The following is a 21,736-nucleotide window of genomic DNA, read 5'->3' as shown; positions in this document are numbered from 1 at the left end:
TGTCCACCGCAGCGGCACAGAGCTTTTCGGTGTCATCGCCGATCACAGTTGCGGATCCCGGCCGTCGTCGGTGTGGTCTAGCCGATACTCGCGTACCGCGACCTCCATCGACGCGTTGATCGCGCCGCCGAGCCCGGTGTCGATCCGTGTTGTCGTGCCTCTGCGTTTGGGTTTGCGGCCCCGGGACTGCTCTACGAGCAGCGTCTCGAGATCGCTACGAACTCGTTCGTTCGCGGCAGCCTCCTGATCGGCATCGCGGCCCGCGGTGTTGTTCTCGGCGGCAGTAACTGCATCGACTTCCGCTCGGATACGTCGTCGAAGTCTGCGGGTCTTGTCGGCTGCCGTCGCCAGCAGCGACGGCAGTAGACCGCTCGAACGGATCTGTCGAGCGTGCTCACGCATAGAGCCGATGTCCGACATGGCAGTACCGAGCTCGGCTGCGACCTCGGCGCTCTGTCCCGAAGCGATCATCCATTCCTCGGCAGCCTCGACAACGATGCTGCGAGACTCGGCCACATTGCCGAATCGGGCGGCCGTGCGCGGACCGACCTTCTGGTCCTTGTTCCAATCAAGTCCCAGCTCGTGCATATCGACACCTTTGACCAGCTCGAATCGGTGCTCGGGAAGGGCCGAGACCACCACGTGAGCTCCTGGTTCATGTATGTCGAGGGCAGGCCCATCGGGCGCGCCGCCCGTGAGCAGCATCTGGCCGGCTTCGGCGACAGTGCCCGGCTCCACGGTCGCTACGCGAATCGCCGACCCGCTGACGCGCCATGACTCCACCAGATCGTCGACCATCGTCGAGTAACGACGGGCCATCAGCTCCAGGCGTCCGTCGATGACGGCCCGTCCAGCTTTGCCTTCGGCCCCCTTCTGGGCCAAGCGAGCGCCGCCGCCCTGTCCGTACAGCTCGCGGCCTACCTTCTCGGCCGCGTGTGGGTCGTTCATCTTGGGGATCGATCTATCCGCGCGAAGCGCCCGCAAACCCGTGAGCTTGCGTCCGTACGCCTCGACCTTTTGCCACTGCTGCGACCATTCCGAGAACCGCGCACCTCCCATGTCCAGGTAGTGCTGGTACTTGCTCACGCATCGCCCGTGATAGTCGGCCTCGGTGAGATAGAAGCGATGCATCGCCTCTGACCCTGGCGCGGTGCGGCCGACCGCGGAAGCTTCTTCCCAGGACCGCGCCTTGAGCAGCATCTGCTCCCGAAGCGTGCTGTGTCGGTCCAATCTCTCGGTGTATGCGCGCAGCCGCAGTGCAAAGTGCCCGGCGCTCATTGCAACCTGGCGGCCCGAGGCCGTCGCGTCGAGCTGCTCTGCGGAGATCTGCTCGACCAACTGACCCAAGTCCTCGCTCATCGAGAGCATCATCGGCGTCTGCACGCTCAGTTCGTCATCGGCTACGGCCGAGAGCACCGAGTAGACCCCGTTCATTGCCTGGAGCACGATCCGTTCGCGGCCATTGGCCACGAGTCGGTCGTGCTCGGCTCGGCTCAGCCCCTCTTTCGTCCGTCGTTGCTCTGCGTATTCTCGAATCTGCGTCAGTGCCTCCGGCATGGGCGAACCCGGCTGTGCGAGGTTGTCCTCGACCAACTCGCGAACGAGCCTGTTGGCCTTCGACATTTCCTTGCTGTTTGTCGAAGCTCGCCACAGTGCTCGGTTCTCGGGAAGGCACGCGAGAACGAACTGTGCCCGGGCGCTCACGCTCAGGGACTCGTACGCCCATCGGCGCACGAACGCACTGACACTGCGGCGCTGGTATCCGACGGCGCTCGAGAGGTGTTCGATCCTGCGATGGCGATCGAGGGACGAATGTAGCCCACTGCGCAGCAGCCCCATCTCCCGCGCAGTGAGTTTTCCTTTCTGCGTGCCGTCGCCCGCGCGGCGACCGGCACCCGCATCCGCCATCGCCAGGTGGACGTGCACGTGAGCGGTGTCGACCTGAATGACCCCGACATACTTGAGGTCCGAAAAGTCCCCTACCCGGCACATTCGGGTAAGCCCTTCCATAACCGCGAGCCGCAGTTTGAGTTGGTCGAGCTGACCTCGATACGCCCCTCTGCGCGCAGTTCCCGTGCTGGCATCGACTTCCATGCTCGCCGGAACCAGCCCGTGTTCGAGCAGGTAATCGTGATCGAAGCTCAGGACGGTTTTCATCACGGTGTGGCCGGTGTCGAACAGCTCCTGGATCTGCTTGGCGTCGCCGTGAAGGCGCTCGTGGCTGAGGGAAACTCCGTTGTGTCCGAAGGCAACACCGCCGTCGCCCTGCGCTGCAGCGAACTCCGACTTCAATTCGGCCGGGCCCACCTGCTCTCTCCCCGTTCCGGTGACTGCCCGTCGCACCTTCTCCATCGCTCTGCGGGCGCTGCGCTGGATGCGTCGCCCTGAGAGCGTCGGTGCGTCGTATCCTGAGGTACGTTCCGCGCCGGCAATACTCGCTTCGCCTGTTCGGTGGTCGGCAAGCATGGATTCGACCGCATCCGCCCTCGCCATGTATTTGGTGACGAAGTTATCCAGACTCGCGCGCTGCACAGGCGCAATCGGCTCGGTCGCCAGCTCTCGCGCCATGTACCGCGTGACATAGGCACCAGGGCTACCTCCACGGGTGCCGCTGGTCTTGTCGGTATCGGTCTTGATCGTGTATTCGTTGACCACGATGATCGACTGCTTCAGTGTCACCATCAGTGTCCTTCGCTACTAAGAACGGGGCTGCTACCGAAATATGCTCGGTGTCAGCCCCGTTCGGGCACTCAGCCGCCTAGCTGCGGGCCGTCGTGGTCCGTCGTCCGAGGGGCGTTTCCTTCGGACAAGTGATGTGTCGCCTCGGTCTGCTGATTCTGACGGGCCCGACGCGCCGACGCCTCGCGGGCCTGTCGCGCCTTACGAGCCTTGATCGCCGAATCATCCTCTGCTGCTTCGCCGAAAGAGAATCCGTTGTCCTCGTGCTCTGCAATCAGTGACGCAACGATTGGGTCCTGTGTGGACAGCGTGAGCGTGGGCAGCGAGGTGTCGTCATCCTGCGAGTCGTCCTCGAGTGAGAAGCCGCTCAAATCGAGGTCGTCGAGGTCGATGTTCTGCAACTGCGCTGCGGCCCTGCCCAATTCATCGTCGTTCGTGGTCGACCTGTCGGTCGCCGGCGGGGTACTCTCGATAGAATCGTCGGCCAGTCCGGGAGACAACAGATTCGCGCGAACACGATCGGACCGTGACCGCACCGCCCGCATATCCTCACGCAATCCGCGCAACGCCCTCGGCGCATCCAGGTCGACGTCCAACAGTGCTGTGAGCCGCTCGACGAGGTTCTTGCTCGCAGAGCCGGCAGTCATCCTCGGATCGCCTGCCTCTCCTGCCCTGCCAAAGGAGAAGTCGGCCAGGTCAGCCTGTTCCGAGGTCAATTCCTGATCAACGCCCAATACCTCGTGCCCCGTGATCTTGCCGGCCTCGATCAGCGGGCCTCGATGGTCCGGGAACTGTTCAGCGAGTTCGTATCCCGACGTCTCGAAACGCATATCGAAAAAGCGCATCGGTCCCAGGTCCGCGATCGCCAACGGCGGCGCGCCTTCCTGGTTCGGCGGCAGGATCCGAAGATCGATCCGGGTGTCGACCTCGAACGGCAGGCCCACCAACTTCTCCGGCGGACCGAAACCGTCCATGTACATACCCTTGTCGAGCAGCGTCGCAAGCTGTTCCGCGTTGAACGGGTAGTCCCCGACAATCCTGATCGACTCTTCTTCGTTGAGCCCGATCTCACCGATGTTGTAGGGCATCTCCTGTGGATTTTCCGGAATGAGTCGGTCCAAACGACCGATGAGGCGAAGCTGAGGTACGTGCTGGTGACCGACATAGTCGAACGTCGTCGATTGCAATGTGAACACAGCGAGCATGGGGATCTGCTCGAGGCTGATCATGCCGGCAGGGTTCGCGGCAACCAGCTGCCTGGCCAAAGGCGTCGCTGCCGAAAATCCTGCGAGCTTGATGGGCTTGTCCATACTGCGTACTCCTCGTAAAGGCTGACTTCAGAAGGTTTCCGGCCTGGTCGACGGGCGCACCGCCCCCGATCACCTGTTTGCGGTAGCGGCAGTGTCCCTGGCCGCGTGCGCCTTGTCGTCCCCTGCTCGCTGTCTCCGACCTGCGGCCTTCGCGCTGTCGCTGTCGATCTTCTGCGCGCGGCGATCACGTCTGTCCGCGGGCACGCTGGTGCCGTATCCGGCGAACAGACCGAGTGCGAGTCGACGGGTCCATTCCCACGACCACAGCACCACGCGTCGAAGGGCGAGGCACGTCAACCCCGCAAGTACCAGCACGAAGAAGACCACGGGAATTACCCAGGTGAACAAGAAGCGGTCGCTGGTGCTGGCCGCCAGTTCGACCGGAACACCTAGTTCGCCGAGCACTGACGCTGGAATCCGGGTGATCACGTTGACGCCTACGATGCGCACTAGCGTGCTCGCCAACACCACGAGCAGCGGCCATCCGATCACCATCAGGCACACGAACAAGATGAAACCGCCGACGTGTCCCAGACGATTGTGTGCGCGCACGGTCCACTCCGGGGCACCCGCGTCTACCACCGCGAGGCCGAGGGGGCCCAGGTCCTCCTGCCTCGCGGCAGCGTTCCGCGCCACGCTCTGACGAATCTCACCGAGCGCGACACCGATCTCAGCACGAGCGTCGCTCGCTCCGGTTCCGGCGTCTCTGCGTTTGTTCTTCGCGGTCATGTTCCTACCTCGTCCTCCCGTGGCCGTGCGTGGACCACGGTCCCTCGTCGGCGGTCCAAGACCGTCCTGCGTACCTTGCAGACTATTATCTGGAATAAATCTTATCATCAAGAAAGCCGCAGGTGAACATGAGTTCTACCTGCGGCGTTTCCCTAATTTGCCGGACTCGGGACTTTCTTTGCAGACTTTTCTAGCCTGACCGCTGGACCCCTCCAGGGATTGTGTAGGCGTCGAGATTTCCTGGCTTGCCGTCGATCATGTCGTAGCTCAGTGACACGAAGGCGGTGGAGCTCGATGCGCCGGAGCCGGAGGCCACACGCATCTCGACGATCGAGAAGTAGCCGTACACATCACCGGCAATGCTGGTCACCGAGCTGTTGAGCGAGACGAATTCGCTCTTCATGTCTTTGTCGAACGCGCCGTATGTTTTGCCCGATGGGGCCGTACGCTGCGCACCCTGGTCCTCCCCCGGCATGAACACCTGCATGAATTGACTGTCTTCGGCGAATCCGTAGGTTTTCATCACCTTGTCGCGCTGATCGAGGTACTCGCTGAGGCCGTTCCACGTCAGGGCACGTTTCATCAACTCTGTGATGGTCTGATCGTCGTCATCCTTGTGGTCGATCTCGAGGCCGTTGGTCGCCTCTTCGACCGCCGCTCCCTGCTCGCTGTGCACCTGGTCCTGATTCATCGAGAGTTGCCCCTGGAGCGAAAGGATCTCCGACCTCTGGCTGGCCAGGTCGGCGTCTCGGTCGGATGAGATCCCGCCCAACACCAAATACACAGTCACGAAGACCACCGCCGTCACGATCACAAGCGCGTTGCGCATCAAGAATTTACGGAACCGCTCCTGCTTTGAGTCCGACGCGTCGGCGTGAAAGCTCCCCGCGGTTCTGCTCTTCTGGTTACTCATCGCTCAGTTCACTCCGTCCAGGCCGGGGTCGGCCATCTCGGGGTCCTGCGCATCCGTCGGCGCCGGAGTTGTGGTCGAGCCCGCCGTGCCGGTGGGCGTAGGAGTAGGTGTGGCGCTGGTGGTTCCGGTGCCCCTGCTCGATCCTGTCGTCGGCGTCGCGCTCAGGGCGTCATCGATCAAATCCTTCTCGTTCGGTGCGGCGACCAGTGACTTCTCCGTGCTTCCTTCCGGTGGACTCGTCGTTGCCCCGAGCCGCGCATTGCCCTCCGTGGTGAGGCCGCGCTTCATGTCGTAGAACTCGCCACGCTGTGGGTCGAATTTGCCGGTCACCCAGGCGAGCAGCATTCCGTCGTTCTCTCCGCCTACGAAGCTGGCCTCCCACAGCGCAGTGATGCTGCCCGAGCCATCGACGGTCTTGGTCGGAATCGAGCGCCACTCCCAACTGTCTCCCGACACCCGTATCCAGGCTGCCTGGCCCTTCTCGTTCTTTCCCGGCTCGTGCGGCTGATACCACTGTCCGTGCGGAAGGAAAGCGCCGCCGCTAAGAGAGCCGGTGGTGAAGTACTTCTTTGCCTCGTCGACCAGACCCCCGTATTCCCCGAGAGCCGCACTGCGGTCACGCACCTCGAAGTTCAGGCCGCCCATCTCGTTCTGCAGAGTGGCGAGTTCCTCGCCCTTGGCCGCTGCAGTGCTGAACGCCGGCCGCAGTTCATCTGCATCGGGCACCGACTCGGCAGCGACCTCGGACTCGGCGAGCGCCTTCTCCAGCTCTCTGATCTCCGCGAGATTCGAGCGCACGGCGCTCTCGTGCGCGGAACTCGTGCCGGTGAAGTACACAACCATGCCCAGGCTTGCGACAGCGAGAACTACCACCATGGTGTATCGAATCACCGAGGCTTTGGGTGCACGCCGGCGCGCCTCGTCGATCCGGCTTCTCTGGGATGCTTCACGGGCCTTGCGCATGCGATCGGCCATGCCCGCCTCGGGGCGATGTCCCGAATTCTCGGTAGGTTCGGTCCCGCGATTTTCGGTCGGCGTGTCCTCGTCCATGGAGAACATCCTCTCATTCGGAGTATTTTCAAAGTAATTCTGACTAGTTTCAAAAGTCGCTATCGATGCAGGTGAAAGCGCCTATTGGCCGAGACACGAGAATATCACGATAAACCGAATCGACACCTGGCTCCGCACTGCTGTCACGGTCCCGGCGTCGTGGAAGCCGCTGTTTTGTCGCCCTTTCCGGGCTTCATCCCGGCGGGAGCTTTGACGTCGGTGAACTCCGAGTCCGTCTCTTTGCTCTTGGACCGGTAGGCGACGAAACTGCGGCCGTCATCGCTGATCGCTCCGAAACTGTCGAGCGCCGGAGACCTGTCATTGAGCGAGGCATGCCCGATGACGGCGTCTGGCTCATGGTCCGACTCGTTCGGCCACACCTTCTTCACCGCGTCTTCGCCCACGTACATCTCGATGTGGTTCGGGGCGATCAGCACGTCACCGGGCTTGAGATCGGCCTCGTTCATCGCGGATCCGACCTTCTCCCATTTGTCCCGGCCCTCTCCGTTGACGTACTGCTCCTGGGCACTGACAGGGCCGGGAGGGAACGCGTCGTCGGTTCCGCTCCAGCGCACAGCCGAGCCGACGCCTCGGTCGCAGCTGGCGTAGTACGGGTCACCCGTGTACACCTGGTCGTGGACATACATGTACAGGTCCGTGCCGTCGTTTCCTCGGCTGTCGTCGAGGAACGGCCACGCGAATGACACCATCGCTTCGGCCGCTGAACTGTTCCCTCCACCGGCGCTGCCGCCGCCTCCGCTCAGGCCCGGGCAGTTCAGCAGTTCCGCCACGAGCGCTTTGTTGTCGGCCGTTCGCTGGGTCTGCCCGGCAAGGGCCAGAACCGACGACCCAAGCGAGCTGTCAGCCGACCAGCTCCTCATTTTCACGTACCAGATTCCGGCCTGCTCGCGGCGCGTGACATCGTTGGCCCCACCCCGGGCCTGATCTGCTGGGTTCTCCCACTCGTCGAGGTAGTAGAAGGCAGCGTCGCCAGGATCGTCGGCACCGGGATTCTTCCCAGCAATCATGTCTTTGAAGATCGGTGCCCCCGAGTCCTCACTCATCGCGAATGCCAGCTGGATCTCGATGTCGTGCCAGTCACCGCCCTTGTCCTTGGCGTAATCGAGCAGCTGTTGCGCGCGGGACCCTGTCCATTGGCCCAAACCCAGACCAGTCGAGTTACCTCCGAATCCACCCGCATCGATCTTGCTCTGCTTCTTCGGCCCGACCTTGTACGGCTCGTCGAAGATGTTCTGGATCGACGTCGGGTCGATGCCGGACTCGGTCTGGAAGTTGCCGAGCACCCCAGCGATGTTCTGATCGTTCATTCCGGCGTAGCTCAGAACCGAGTAGACCTTCTTGGCCTGCTCCTCCATACTCGCGTCGACGGTCGCAGCATCACCGCTGCGTGCCCGTGTCGTGGGAGACTCGGTCAACTCCTGGCAGATCTCGCTCAGCGACTCGCGCCGCTGTCCCTTCTGATCGATGACCTGTCCGCCCAGAGACAACACCAAAGCCAATATCAACCCACTACCGCCCACTGCGACGCCCGTGCCTGCGCCTACCGAGAGCGCCCCGCCGGTGAGACCTGAGACCTTTGCTCCCGCTTGGACACCCGCCATGGCGAGTTTGCGTACCCCGGCGCCTACCCATCGAGAACCGCCCCGCGCGGCGTTCATCGCGAGCCCCGCACCTGAGAGTGCGCCACTGCCCGTGGCCGCGCCCGCTTTACTCAGCGCAGCCTCACTCGCTTTGGCTCCGCTGTCGTCCTCTCCCGAGCCCTGGTCGTCTCGCCGCGGCTGTACCGGCGGCATATCGCCTTTGCTCATCGGCGCACCAACGCCGCGGTCACGAGCGGAAGCTCGCCGTTGTGGGACCCGACGCCTTAGTCGAGCCTGATGCCACTTGGTCCAACGTCTGCTCCATCACGAGCAACTCGAGCAGATCCACAGTTTGATATGACCGCTTGAGCGTGAAGTAGTTGTCGTAGGCGGCCATCGCGTTGTTCCGCAGCTCGATCAATGGCTTGGAGGCGGTGTCCTTGGGCCGCAGGTCGTTGATCGATTGGCCGTTGCTCAGCGGCCACCGCAGATCCCTTGAGCTCATCGACGGGATCGGCTGGCTCGACAGCGTCGCCAGATACTCGCCGATCGAGCCCTCCCGGGCACCGAGTGTCTCGAAGTAGCCGTCGGCCACAGAGCGCTGCCTCCAGTCGAAGTCGGTGCCGCCCGACATCGCCCCCGGCGAGTTCAGGGTGTACCCGTTGACCCAGTAGCCGTTGGAGAACGTGTCGAGCAGCCTGGCGCGCTCTGTCTTCGATCCGACACCCTCGACCTCGCTGGCGGGCTTTTCGGAGAGCGCCTTGCGCAGTTCGGTCGACGACATACCCGTGATCGAGTCGCCGTCGATGGAGGACGGCAGCGCCGGCGGAAGCAGGCGCACGCTGGGATCGTCGCCCACCGGCACACTTGTCTGGGCCATCATCGAGGTGAAATTCGAGATCCGCGTCAGCTGTGTTTTCATGTCCGCCAACTTGCCGTCGAGCACCTTCCGTTTGGCCTGTTCGTTCCGCCACGTCACTGCGTCGGCGAAGATGTCCTCGGGCTCAGGTATGCGGTCGGAATCCAACGCGCGCAAAGGAGTTGCGCCACTTGCTCCAGGGTTCACCACGATCCGCCATTGGTCGTGCTCGATGAAACTATTGTCCATTCCTGCCGCCTTGGGACGGTTGAGAGGTGTCATCAGTTCTTTGCGCGCACGCACCGTCAAGTTGATCAACTGCGAGGCGAAACCATCGGGCGCTTCGAGGATGATTCCCAGGTATCCGGTGTTCGCGAACGAGTACACCGCGCCGGCCAACGGCGTCTCGAGCTTGGTCGGGCCGCCTGCTGGACCGCCCTCGATGCCAGTCCCGTACACGTAATAGTCCGCAGCGTCCGAACTCATCTGGGAGGGGATCTCGAACTTCATGAGAACGAGCGCCCTATTGCGCTCCCGGTTGACGTACACCGGTTCCACGGTGCCCTGCACGCCGGTCCGCGACGCGACGAAACTGTTTGTGTAGAGCGCGGTTTGGCCAAGAACTGTGTTACCTGCGCTGATAGCGCCCCACACCGTCATTCCGATAACCAACGCACCGGACACCGACAATGCGGCCACGATCACTCCGAACCGTTCGATCGTGTAGTGCGAGCCCAGCTTGAATCGATCGGAGAACGTTTTCCACACTCTCCGAAAGCTTTCGAGCCGCGTCTCGTCGCCGACGACAGAAACGTCTTCCGTCGAATTGGCCATCACTCACCCCTCAAGTGTCTTCTCTTCGCGGCTCTCGCAGAACCGCTGCAAAGCAGGCGAACCCCTGAACTTGTCCACATGGGTGCAAGTTCAGGGGTTCGCTTTCCGTCACAGACCTAGAGCTGAGCCACAACTCCGGTGCCGAGATCGAGCAGGCTCGGCCCGACGGCACCCTGGGAGACGGTGATCGCACCGCCACCGTTGTCCCCGAAGTTGTCGACGGTGTCCTTGCCGCCCTCTGCCAGATCGGCAATCAACTGGTAGCCACCGAAGAGCAGCACGCCACCGAGTGCGATAAGTGCGATGACCTTGCCCCAGCTCTCCCGGGACTGCTCGTTGGTGAGCTTCTGGAAGGCTTTCCATGCGGCAAACAAGAGGCAGAACACGCCGACCAGGCCCAGGAACGCGCCGCCGGCCTTTTCTGCGTAACTCTGTCCGTTGGTGAAGAACTCGATGAGGTCCCAGTCCCCGCCGCTGCTGCCACCGCCGGTTTCGTCTGCGCCGGTCTGCGCCAAGAACGTCGATCCAGCACTCTCGGCCGAAGTCACCATCTGCATGAAGCTCATCCGCGATCTCTCCTTGTCCGCCGGGCAGTGCCGGGGTCGTGTCTGTGGTCTTGGTGACGTCACCGACGTATCCGTGTCGGCGACTCGGATCGCGCCTGTATAACTCCCTGATAAAAACTATATCAGCCCTCTGTCCAGGTGAGGACGTCAATATCCTTGTCGAGAATAACTCTCGACAAATATCTTTATCGAGATGTACCTGCGGTGTCGGTCCGGCCTACTCGTGACGGCGGTAGCCCGGTGAACGGACCGGCACCATGGCGCTCGACGTGAGAAGGTCGAGATCAGTTCTCCCGCGGCCGCGGTGTCGGAGGGCCCTCGCCCCGTTCGCCGGTGGCCGGGGGTCGAGGTGCTGGATTGTCTCCCCGTTGGTTATGCATTGCCGCGCTCATCGCCGCTGTGGTCATCGCCGATCCTGTACCCGTGCCCCGCCGCTGCGGCGCTTGCCCGCCTGTCTGACCGCCGCCCCCGCCGCCGTGGCCGTTCCCGGATGGCGCTGCGCCCTTGCCCGACGGACCCATGGCCTCCGGCGGCCTACGTCGCGGCGGGCCCGCGAGTCTTTGCGAGACCATCGAGGACGCGGTGAGCGCCGCGGTGTGGCTGAGGGCCGAACTGTTGCCGCCGTCCCCGCCATTGGCGATGACGTCCGAACGAAGAGGCCCACCGACCTGACGAGTCTGTCCACTCTGATCAAAGGCGGCCGGCTGATTCTGCGGGGACACAGGAACAATCGCTCCCGCCGGGGATCCTGCCGGCGCACCGCTGGGGAAGTCGCTGAGCCCGCGACTGAGCACACTCGCTGCTACGGCTCGGTCACCCGCCAGTCGCGATGCCGCTGCAGCAGCGGGCTGGCTCGTCAGTTCCTGACCGTTGGCGTCTGTGAGCACCTCGCCGTTGTCGCCGAGCATGCGGCCTTGTCCGTCGAACCCTGCGACATCGTCCGCGCTCAGCGGCGAGCCGTCCTCGCCGAGAATCGGTGCACCCGTGCCGTCGTGGACGTTGCCGGTACTGGCGTCGATAGGCATCATGTCTGCTGCTGTCAGCGGCTGACCTCCGCTGCCGGTGACCGACTGGCCCGTACCGTCGACAAGGTTTCCGTCTTTGTCCATGCTCATCGAGCCGTCACCGGCCCCGGGCTTGCCCGGCGTACCGTTCCCGCCGCCGTCGGGTCCTGTTCCGTCCGAATCTCCGCCTATGTCTCCACCGCCGCCATCGCCGCCGCCGTCACCGCCGTCACCGCCGAAACCACCTCCGCCCATCAGCATCGACGTGGCGGCCATACCGCCCCCGCGGGCAACGCCCTGGCGCAGTGCTCCGGGTTGGCCCGGGTCCATACCGCCGGACGCCTGGGTATCCATGAATTTGTTGACCAACCGGGTTACCGCCTGATCCACGCCGTCGAGCAACGACCTCCGGATTTTGAGCGCCATCATTGTGAAGATGATCAGGCCCAATGAGCTGACAAAAGTGATGATCAGTACGACTGTGTGAAGGTTGTTCTCTCCAGCGAGGCTCAGCAATCCGGCGGCACCGGCTCCCGCCGCGACCTTCGTCCCTTCCGACACTCCGTCTGTCAGTCTCTCGGCGAGCGGCCGTTCGAGGATGGTCGGCACGACGACGATGAGCTCCTGGACGACCTTGTAGATGAAGATCGTGCCCAGGATCTCCAAGAACATCGCGGCGGTGTAGATAACGCACTTCGCGATACCAGCGACGAAACCTAGCGTCGCGAACGGTACCGATCCCAGTAGCTGAATACCTCGCTTGAGGGACGAGATCATCATCATCATCGCGTAGGCCAGGCCGATGATCGTGAACGACAAGAGCATCGTCATCGCCGAGAACCAATACATGAACTGCGCCGGTCCAGTGCCGATCGCAGTGACGCTGGCATGCGCTTCGCGCGCCCACGAGCTGGTCGTCTGACCTGGCGTGTACACCTGCATGCCAGTCGGCCCGAACGAGGTGTTCAGGTAGTTGTACATGGCGAGTGGAGACATGTTGCACTTCGTCCGAGCCTCGCTGTCCGCCTTGCCATCCCAGTCTCGACTGACCACTGTCGAATTCAGGCACGCACCACTGCTGTCGCCCTTCGCGAATGTCATGATCGAGTAGTCGTTGCTCGGGTCCCTCTCGGCCTTGAAACTCGCGCCCGGTGCCACCTCGATGAGCGGGTTCTTCATCTTCCCCACATCGGTCCCGGTCATCGACTGCAAAGCCTCCGGCGACGACAGGTCCTGGAACCACGACGCGATCGTCTCTCGTGTCTCCTGCTCGAGCGGCGTCCCTTTGTACTTGTCCATCTCCTGGATCAAGCCCGCTTTGATGCTCGACTCGAATCCGCCGGCGCTGACGGTGTCACCGTTGCGAAATTTGTTGAGCAACTCCATGGTTGAGGTGAAAACGTTCGGATCACTCACGTCAGCGGAGCCTGTGGTGCCTCCTGTCGGACTGCTGCCGCTGACCGACGTCGCCCAACTCGTGTCGTTTCCGTTGGGTGAGGTGGAGCTGTCCTCGCCGAAAGTTGCCCACACAGGCCTGTTTCCGGCGTTGATGCTCAACGCGAGTTTGCGAGCCACCGCAGCGGTGGCACCGTTCGGGGCGTCGTTGTCCTCGTTCCACCAGAACTCACCCCTACTCTGAGCGGTTGTCGGTGGCTGTAGTCGAGGCCCATTGACCCAGGCCTCGAAATCGACGTACGTGCTCAGGACGACCTTCGTGGACTGTGCGGTGGCGGCGTCTCCGGAGGCACCCTTCATCGCGTCCAGACCTGCGGTGTAACTCGTTCCCAGCAACGGGAGGCCGACGACGAGGAAGGCGATCCTGATGATCAGAGCCTTCATCTTGCTGCCGCTGTCGAACTTGCGTAGTAGCAGCATCCCGGCGACCGTTGTCGCGATGAACATCGGGATGGTCACCATCCAGCCGAGTTCGACCATCGCGCCATAGATCTGACCGAAGAACTCACGCAAACCATCGAAGGCACCAGGTGGTTCCTCAGCGCTGCCCTCCATGCCTGCAGTGAAGCTGGGGTCGGTGTTGTCACTGACCGCGTCGACCATGAACCGGAAAGGGTTGGTCCACTGCAGAACTGACATCACCGAATCGAACGCGACGTCGACGAACCCGGCTCCGGCATATCCCGCCATCATCAGCATTCCGGACAGGCCGCGCCCGGCCGCAGCACCGCCGTCAGCGGCCATCACCGTATCGAAGCCCATGCCCGAGAGCATCGCGCCGTAGAGCAGGTATCCCTCGACGCCGCCGTCCACCGGTGCGTTCGTCTCGGCGGTTGTCCCCCTCGCTTCAGGGTTGTCTCTGTTGAACGCGGAATAGTTCACGCTGGACACATTGGCCGCATCCGCAGCACTGAACAGCCAATCCGTGCTTTCCTGCTTGCTTCTGTCTGGACTGCCGACGAAAGATCCGGCGCTGCCGGGCTGGCTCAGAATCGGTTCCCATGCGTCGAGACCTTCCTTGGTCTCCGTACCGGCCGCACCTTCGATTTCCGAATCGGCTGCCTCTGTATCTCCAGACGAGTTGCCTGCGCCCAGTGGCGACAACGCGTTGACGTAGAAGCTGGTCAGAGACGAGCTCAGACGAGCGAGTGACAGGTTCGCAACGGCCTCGTCGCCGGGCGCAGCCTTGTCCTCGGCCTCCTTCTCTTCTTTACCGAATCCCTTGCCCGCCATGCACTTGATGAAGTCGGCCTCGTCGAGTTTCGCCGGATCCGGCTCGGCTTTCTTCTCAGGATCCGCGCAGACACCGACCGCCTCCCAGAGCGCCGGGTCCTCTATCGAGCAGCCTGTCCCACCGACGATCGGCTCGTCGAGTCCAGGATCGGCAGTGGCCTCGTCGGTGGAACTCGACCCGCTGTCGGCTCCGCTCTCTGGGCAAAGTTTGGCGATGTTCTTCTCTGCCAGCTCGGTGTATCCGCGCCCGTATTTTGCGCTGGCATCAGCTGGAACCGCGTTGGCCGTGCCGGCGGACGCAATCAGGCCGGCCGCCACCATGGCGGTGAGTAAGACCACCACCAGGCCTCCCAGCAGCCTGCGACCGCACGCTCGAGATGTCGTCACCTCCCCCATCGTGAAACCTCGTCCCCGTCGTGTCGTCCCTGTACTTCGACGCGAGCGCCGATCACTTCCCTGAACCTGCACGCCCGGCGCTGCAGCTGTACTCGCTCTCATCTGCTGGTCCGATCCGCCGACAGTTGCCCTGAGGGCCTGCCTCCGTCACGGGCGGGGTGCCCGTCGATCGCCTCACGTCGTTCCCTCGCACGCTCTTCCTCGGCCCGCTCCAGTGCTGCGAGTTCGCTGTTGGCAGCAATTTTCTTGGCTCGATCGACTTCGCGTACCCGCGCCGCGATGCTCTCGCCGCTCTCGCCGGGTCCTGCAGCGATTTTCAGGCCCAGGCTCAGTTTCGTACTGAACACCACGTTGACCGCACCGCGCCGTAGGTAATTTATCGCCAGGTCGGTTGCCGCGAGCAGTGTCTTGAGCTCGCGCGGCACTGCTGTGTGCAATGCGATCTCGTAGTTGGCGATTGTCTCCTTCGCCATCGGGCCCAGCACCGTGTAGTCGGCTCGCTCGAACTGATTGAAGCGCTGATTCGCCAACATCGCGTCGGGATTCTCGTAGAGGTATCCGACACGAGCTCCCCGTCGAAACAGTCGCTCGAACTGTGACACCAGGTACTCCTGGACCTGATCGTCGACAATCTGGTCGGCCCCATGGATCAGCAGGACGTCTCCCTCGTTCAACGAGGCGACGGCGAACCCCACCACGTTGACCAGCTGTGCCATCGCCAATCCTTTACTCCGATTGACCAGTCCGGAGAAGTCGTAGATCACTCTGCGCGCTGAGATCGCCGAGTTGATCGCTGAGGACGTCGGCTGATTGAACAAGTCCGAGTTCGCATGCAGCATGTCCTTGAACACGCCCTGCAGCGTCTTGATCGCGCGTTGTGCGTCTGCGTCCTGGTTGCCCTGCTGGAGCAGCTTCTTGTGCATCGTGTCGAGGTACGGCACGAAGTGCTGGAGTAGGGGGACCTCGTTGTGGTCGAGGCCGACCAACCGAAGTTTCTCCTGGTTCTTCTCTGCCGACCGTGCCCACATCTTCTGGTCGATATAGAACTCGGTCAATCGATCCTTGAGCTCGCTGCGGATGATCGAGATCGCAGCCGGATCGCCTGCGCCCAAGGCCTGTTCGGCCATCAGGACCAACTTGGTCAGATGGATGCCGTACAGACTGAGTTGATCCTCGCGTGATCCGAACAGCTCGAACATGTTCACGTCACCGCGCGTCATGTCCAACCGCGCGGTCAGATTCTCGAGCGGTGGCCCGAGCTTTTCCAACTCGGCCCCGTTCAACACCAGGTGCACGACCCGGTGGTTGTTCAACAGTGCGGCCTGGCTGAGTTTGCTCCCCCACATGTCGACCACCCGGGCGCGGTCAAGTGCGTGGTTGAGCCCCTGATCAGCCAGGACCACGTGATGCCGCCAACGGTCGACCTCGAACAGGATTGCCGAGTTGTTGAAGTCCCCGCCCATCTGGCCGACGAACTCGCCGGCAGGATCGCTGAGCCCGTTGGTAACCAGCGAGTACGACCCCGCGTACTCCGTTGAGGTCATGTGGAATCCGTCGCCTCGCTTGTCCTGATTGGGCGCAAACAATGTCGAAAGCTCCTGACGCTGCTCCCCGTGGTACGGCGCGGCGTGCAACGACGAAAACGCGTCGATGTATTGGCGGGCCAACTTGTCGATGGCCAGGTCCAACGCCGCGAGATTCGGCGCATGGAGCAGGAGTCGGTTCTGAACCGACAAGTACGACGCACCGTCCTGCAGTTCGGCCACCGTGCTGTACAGATCGTCTGCTGCCTTGGCTGCCGTCCGCTTCGTGCTCATCGTGCCGCCGTCAGCCTGTTCACGCTCTTCGAGTCGATCGAGCTTGTCAGCTCGCTTCAGCGCGCCCTCCACCCACTTCTCGTCCTTGCGCTCGATCTGCTCGAACACAATCGCCGACACGCCATCCGGCAGGTCAGCGGGGATCCGGCTCACTCCCCAGAAATTCGGGAACTCGTCGCGAGCTTCGTCGCGGTGGAAGAGCGCCAGAACGCAGGCCACGGCCCCCGTACCGTCGATCTCGTAGTAGTCGGATCGGAACACGTATCGCTCTCGCGGCTTGATGGCCACCAGATGGGCGTAGAGCTCGAGCGACTCTCCGAGGGCTTCGATGTAGAGCTTCCGCTGCTCCTTCGACATCTTTTCGACGTCGAAGGAGGCGTCATCGGCCTTGGCAGCCTGCTCCGCCGCAATCTTTGCGGTGATCTCGTCGAGTCGACTCGTGCTGAAACGACCAGAGCGCCGACTCGGCGACGCTCCGTGCGCCTCCGGCGCTCCGCGGCGCAGGCTCTCCACCCGAGATTGCACGTCCTCGGTGACGACATTGAAGATCTCGTCACCGAGAACGTCCTCGAAATCGATGTCCTCGGTGTCTGGGCTTGACGGACGGCGGCCTCCATCGTCTGCGACGTCGATCTGGCCGAGTGGACTTTCCTGCCCGCGAGTCGATTTTCCCCATGACTCACCCCAGAGATCACCGTCGACATCCGCGTCGGTCTCATCTGCGGTGTCGGGCTCGATACCGAAGATGGAGTAGTCGATGTCAGCGTCGTTCCTCCGCTTGAACAGGCCCATCTTCGCAATCCCACCCTAGAGTCGATAATTGGGTCGAGTCTAACACGGTGAGTTTTTTTGCGACCGTCCCAAGAAGCGATGTAGTACCTGTTCAAAGGCCTAATGTGGGACTTGGATACTTTCTTGTCCAATTTCTCGAACTATCCCGAGAACTATGATCCGGCTAGTGGGAGACACCGCCTGCTACGACACAGAGAGCCTCGCTGCAGGCGAAAATGCAGCGAGGCTCTCTGTGTCGATCTGAGTCGAAATGTTCGCGGTCGGAGGTGGACCACCTGCGACCGCTCAGTCACTGGTCCCAGTCGCAGTAGCCCATGACTTCCGAGGGCACGGCGTTGCTCGCCAGCAACCCGCGCAACTTGTCCAGCTGTGCTTCGTCGTCCGCGTAGATCATCCAACTTCGATTGGTCAGCACCTTGGTATCGCGTGAAGCCTGCCCCTGGCTGCACTCACGTTCGCGTTCTCCTGATTGCCGAACCCATGTTCCCTCTGCGAGCTGGAACTGCACTCCCTCCAGGGTGCAGTTCCGGCGGTCGATCGCACCCGACGCCTCGCAGCTGCCGCCGGCGGCAGCAATGCCCTCGCTCACCGGTCTCGCATCGAGCATCTTGTCGATCTCGGCCGCATCGTCGGCCGAGTCGGCTCCCCGGCCGAGCAGCCATAGCAGCGCGACGATACCGACCACCGCAACCAGAACGGCCCCCACTACCGTCAGCAACAAGGTCCGCCGACTGGTCCACAACTCTCGCATCACTGTGGTCATCGCAGAACCAGCTCCGCGTTCGACGTCCTACTCATGTTCTCGTCCCGTCCCTTCGGTGTCACAATGTCGCATTTCACTTCATTCCTGATGGCACAAGGGATTTCCTCGCATCCCTTCGGTCCATGGTGATCATCCGGTCTCCCAGATCCCGCCCGAGTCGAACTGGATCCACACGGCACGGTCGCCTTGGTGCCACATGGTCGGGGGCAGAGTCGGGGATCGCTCACCACAGCTGGAATCACGATTGCTCCGTCCCGCTTGGGTCGAAATGCCGGTAACTCTGCTTGGTCACGCATTTCACCACTGCGTTCATGAAGCTCGCCGGGTTCGGGACCTGCACAGACCATCTCTCACCGGTGCGCGTGTTCCACAGCACCCCTGAATCGATGTCGATACCGGCATACCGGGCCATGGTCACGTACAGGGCAGTCTGCAGAAACATCTCGTGGTCGAGGGCGCTGGTGAACTTCAGCTCGAAAATCTGGCGGTGATGAATGGCGTCGGCGATTCCCGAGAACGTGATCGGACTCCAGTTCGTGCTGCCTGCTCGGGCGGTGCCGGCCAGACTCAAGCCGACCTGGACCTGGCAGTTACGAGGAAGTTGCTGACTCAGGCGCTGAACGAGCGCAGTCGCGACCTCCGTGGAGATCGTCGCGCTCACCTGGTTGTGATAGCGCATCTGCTGCGTCTCGATCGCCGCCAGGACCAAGGAGTCCTTCCAGGGCTCCCCCTTGATCTCGGTCACCAGGCTCGCGGCCAAACGTGAAGTCTGCAGCATCATCACCGCTTGCGCGGTCGCGTCGTGGTGATCGAAGAACAGGGCCTCCTGGTATGCGCCGACCGCAGGCGAGAGGTCGATCAGCCCGTCTGCGCGATCGATCACGATCTCGTTCTCTGTACCGTCATCGAGACGTTCGCGTTTGATCAGTTGCATTGCAGCGGCGATGTTCTCGGCGTATTTGAACCCAAATGCCGATGCAGCCGCGAAGGGTCTGGTGTACTGCGGGCGCGTTGCGCTCGGAAGCGCGGTGAAGCGGCGAATCGGGAGCTGGCCGATCATCGGTTCCGCGCCGGGGTCGGTCGGCAGCGGGTTCTTGCGCATCGCGCCGCTACGCACGAAAACCACGTCGGACTTGCCCCGGCTCGCCGCGACGAGGAAGACGTTGCGCAGTACCTCGTAGTCGGTGTTCGGGAACTTGCACCGCATGTTCCAGTTGTCGAGGCTGTAGTCGAAGATCACGCACACCGGCCGCTCCATGCCCTTGGAGGCGTCGAACGTGGTGAAGACGGCAACTCCGTCTTGCGGCCGGATCGTGGAGTCACCGTCGCGAATCGATGCGAAGACCGTCGACTTGTTGTACCGCTCCGGAGCAAGCTTTTCCGCTTCGTTGAGTGCGTGCACCATCGCCCCCGTCCGCTTACCGAGGCACAACAGATTCCCGGGTTCCGTGGCGGCGATGAGCTCGATTGCGTCCGCATGGTCGAGCACACGTACCCGCTGGTTGTCGTTGACGCCCACGATGGGCTTGTTCCATGCCGTACCCAGCAGGGAGCCCATCATCGGGCCCATTCTGAAACTCTGTGTGAAGGGAAGCATGGTGGGATCGACGCAGAACTCGCGTGCGAATGCTTGGACGTCGAGTGTGGTGTCGCTGCGCACTTTCTGCGACAGGTCACCGACCAGCACGACCTGCATGCCAGAATTGGTGCTCTTGATGTTGCGCAACAGGTCCGCATATTCGGTGTTGATGTCCTGGTACTCGTCGACGACGAGGAGGTCGTACTGCTCGAACTCCGTTCGGATGTCTGCGAAGTGGTCGTTGAAGGCCTGCACCGACTCTCCTACCCCGCAGTTCACACCCAGCCGCAGCAGATGTGGGTAGACGACTCCGTGGTAGTTCTGCACCCGCGCGCCGCCGACTCGATCCTGGGCGTCCGCCTTGAGTAGGCGACTGTAGGTCAGGTAGAGGATCCTCTTGCTCGGGCTCAGCCGCGCACACAGTTGTTGAATCGTGCTGGTCTTGCCCGAGCCGATGCTGGCGTCGACGATGACGTCGTTGCCGGCCACGACGGCGTCGATCACGGCTTGTTGCTCGTTGCTGAGCGTGAGGTGTGGGGTTGTCGGCGCGGGCGCGACCGGGGGCCTCGGGACGTCGACGTCCAGCGCGGTCCCCGTCATCACTTCTGCTCCTGCTGCCATCGGACTTTCCCTCTCACGGATGCGTCGCGGATCGACGTAGCCGACACTGTCGGCCTGAATTCTTTTTCCTTGCAGCGGTGTTGGTTTCGACCGTTGATGTCGCTATGTCGGATACCGCCGGTGTTGCTGCGGCTGTTCTGACTTCGACCGGCACGCGAGGTAGTCGCCACCGTGCCGCCTCCAGACTCGATCACGACTGCCGTCCGGCCGCTCCGGCCTGACCTGCGTGCGGTCAACCGTTGTTACCGCCTGCGCGCAGGGGTGTACTTCTGGTTGGGATCGTCGAGCTCACCCATGAGGTAGGCCGTGGTGGTGTCGAGAACGGCCGCCAAAACCGCCACATCGTCGACGTCGACACGACGCTGCCGGGTCTCGATTTCTGCAATCGCCTGTCGGCCCATCCGACGCCCCGCCTCAGTGACGATCAGAGCTAGGTCGGTCTGTGTTATGCCCAGGTCGGCGCGTCGACTCACCAGCCTGTCGGCCACGATGTGGCCGACCGCTCCAATGACGATCGCGTGCTTACCCATGCGGATGATCCTACATTGGGCCTCGGATGGTTCCGGAGCCATTACTGTCGATGACATCGTTTGTCCTATCGGCCTTTTCGCCAACGGCGACCTACTTGATCGGTTCGATCCTGTCCTTACCGGGGCTCTGGTAGACCGAGCGCAGGACCTCCAGCCCGTCCGGACCATTGAGCAGCTCGCAGCGTCTGAACATCAGAGATGAGTTCTCTCGTTCTGCGCGCAGTACTCGATGCGCGGCCTTGAGCTCCTTCATGCTCGTGGCTCGGACCAGCAGGTACTGGTGCAGTGAACTGAACTGCCCGCCGACATCGTTGACAAGGACGTCGAGCTTCTCCTGTTCGAGCGCGAGCAACTCCGGATCGCGGTGCCGCAGTTCTCGATTCTGATGCTCGATGGCTGCGATCTGCTGGAAGACCCGCTGGGACTCCTTCGTCGTCATGTAGCACCACGACGGCCCGCTATCGATCTTCTGGTGGAAGTTGTCCACCCTGCGGATGATCGCGTTTCTGTCTCCCTCGAACAGCAGTGCCGAGGCGCTGCCCACAATCGAGTACAGCTGCGCCACATCGCCATTGACGTACCGAATGATCCCGCTTGCCTCGACGTCCTTGATGCCCACGATGGACAGGAAACCGTACGGCTTCGAGTTGGTGCGGGTCATAACCTTGCGTTTTCGCGTCGGTATGTACTCCAGTAGCGCTGGCAGTTGCATGAACTTCATGTCGCCGGTCTTCGTCTGCTTACCCAGCACCGCGGCGGTCACGGTCATCCAGATCACCAGGAACACAAGCACTATCCACGGCGCGGCGGACAACGGGCTCTGAAGCACGACCCACGCCGTGACGAACACGAACAGTACCCAGTACAAGATGATTTTGATCGAGAGCGGTTTGCTCTTGAGCTGGAAGGCCTGAAGCGTGATCTTGTGATCGAGTCGACTTCGATCAATGCTGACCGGAATCTTGTACGAACTCTTTGCCAATTCCCCGCTCCTTTCTCGTCGCT

Annotated in this window: 14 protein-coding genes; all 14 read right to left on the bottom strand. The window is 62.3% G+C overall.

Annotation, left to right across the window (positions count from 1 at the left end; genetic code table 11):
• Positions 1 to 42: 42 nt before the first annotated feature.
• Complete coding sequence (gene mobL, locus AB0366_RS22240; protein ID WP_366245847.1) at positions 43 to 2,682, bottom strand: relaxase MobL; 2,640 nt, start codon at positions 2,680 to 2,682, stop codon at positions 43 to 45.
• A 68-nt stretch (positions 2,683 to 2,750) separates the two neighbouring features.
• On the bottom strand, positions 2,751 to 3,989 hold the full coding sequence (locus AB0366_RS22235; protein WP_366245846.1) for a hypothetical protein: 1,239 nt from the start codon (positions 3,987 to 3,989) through the stop codon (positions 2,751 to 2,753).
• Positions 3,990 to 4,058: 69 nt separating this feature from the next.
• Positions 4,059 to 4,718, bottom strand: a complete 660-nt coding sequence (locus tag AB0366_RS22230) for a hypothetical protein (protein ID WP_366245845.1) — start codon at positions 4,716 to 4,718, stop codon at positions 4,059 to 4,061.
• Between the two features lie 190 nt (positions 4,719 to 4,908).
• On the bottom strand, positions 4,909 to 5,631 hold the full coding sequence (locus AB0366_RS22225; RefSeq protein WP_155288614.1) for a hypothetical protein: 723 nt from the start codon (positions 5,629 to 5,631) through the stop codon (positions 4,909 to 4,911).
• Between the two features lie 3 nt (positions 5,632 to 5,634).
• Entirely contained in the window at positions 5,635 to 6,681 is a 1,047-nt protein-coding gene (locus tag AB0366_RS22220; RefSeq protein WP_366245843.1) for a hypothetical protein, read from the bottom strand.
• 143 nt (positions 6,682 to 6,824) lie between these two features.
• Positions 6,825 to 8,510 carry a phage tail tip lysozyme gene (locus tag AB0366_RS22215; RefSeq protein ID WP_366238992.1) on the bottom strand — a complete coding sequence of 562 codons (1,686 nt, stop codon included), beginning with the start codon at positions 8,508 to 8,510 and terminating at the stop codon, positions 6,825 to 6,827.
• 19 nt (positions 8,511 to 8,529) lie between these two features.
• Positions 8,530 to 9,975, bottom strand: coding sequence for a hypothetical protein (locus AB0366_RS22210; protein ID WP_032373206.1), 1,446 nt, complete (start codon positions 9,973 to 9,975; stop codon positions 8,530 to 8,532).
• A gap of 116 nt (positions 9,976 to 10,091) precedes the next feature.
• Entirely contained in the window at positions 10,092 to 10,541 is a 450-nt protein-coding gene (locus tag AB0366_RS22205) for a hypothetical protein (protein ID WP_032373207.1), read from the bottom strand.
• Between the two features lie 284 nt (positions 10,542 to 10,825).
• Complete coding sequence (locus tag AB0366_RS22200; RefSeq protein WP_366245841.1) at positions 10,826 to 14,620, bottom strand: hypothetical protein; 3,795 nt, start codon at positions 14,618 to 14,620, stop codon at positions 10,826 to 10,828.
• Between the two features lie 107 nt (positions 14,621 to 14,727).
• Positions 14,728 to 17,238, bottom strand: a complete 2,511-nt coding sequence (locus tag AB0366_RS22195) for a hypothetical protein (RefSeq protein WP_366245840.1) — start codon at positions 17,236 to 17,238, stop codon at positions 14,728 to 14,730.
• A gap of 289 nt (positions 17,239 to 17,527) precedes the next feature.
• Positions 17,528 to 18,001, bottom strand: coding sequence for a hypothetical protein (locus AB0366_RS22190; RefSeq protein WP_209912181.1), 474 nt, complete (start codon positions 17,999 to 18,001; stop codon positions 17,528 to 17,530).
• Between the two features lie 238 nt (positions 18,002 to 18,239).
• A complete protein-coding gene (locus AB0366_RS22185; RefSeq protein ID WP_366245838.1) occupies positions 18,240 to 20,201 on the bottom strand; it encodes an AAA family ATPase in 1,962 nt (653 codons plus the stop codon).
• Between the two features lie 242 nt (positions 20,202 to 20,443).
• Positions 20,444 to 20,731: a helix-turn-helix domain-containing protein gene (locus tag AB0366_RS22180; protein WP_057473009.1), complete on the bottom strand. Its 288-nt coding sequence runs from the start codon at positions 20,729 to 20,731 to the stop codon at positions 20,444 to 20,446.
• 91 nt (positions 20,732 to 20,822) lie between these two features.
• On the bottom strand, positions 20,823 to 21,713 hold the full coding sequence (locus AB0366_RS22175) for a hypothetical protein (RefSeq protein WP_032373211.1): 891 nt from the start codon (positions 21,711 to 21,713) through the stop codon (positions 20,823 to 20,825).
• Positions 21,714 to 21,736 lie beyond the last annotated feature (23 nt).

The organism is Rhodococcus sp. NPDC076796 (genome assembly GCF_040702765.1).
GTDB lineage: Bacteria > Actinomycetota > Actinomycetes > Mycobacteriales > Mycobacteriaceae > Rhodococcoides.
This window is presented reverse-complemented; position numbering and strand designations above follow the sequence as displayed.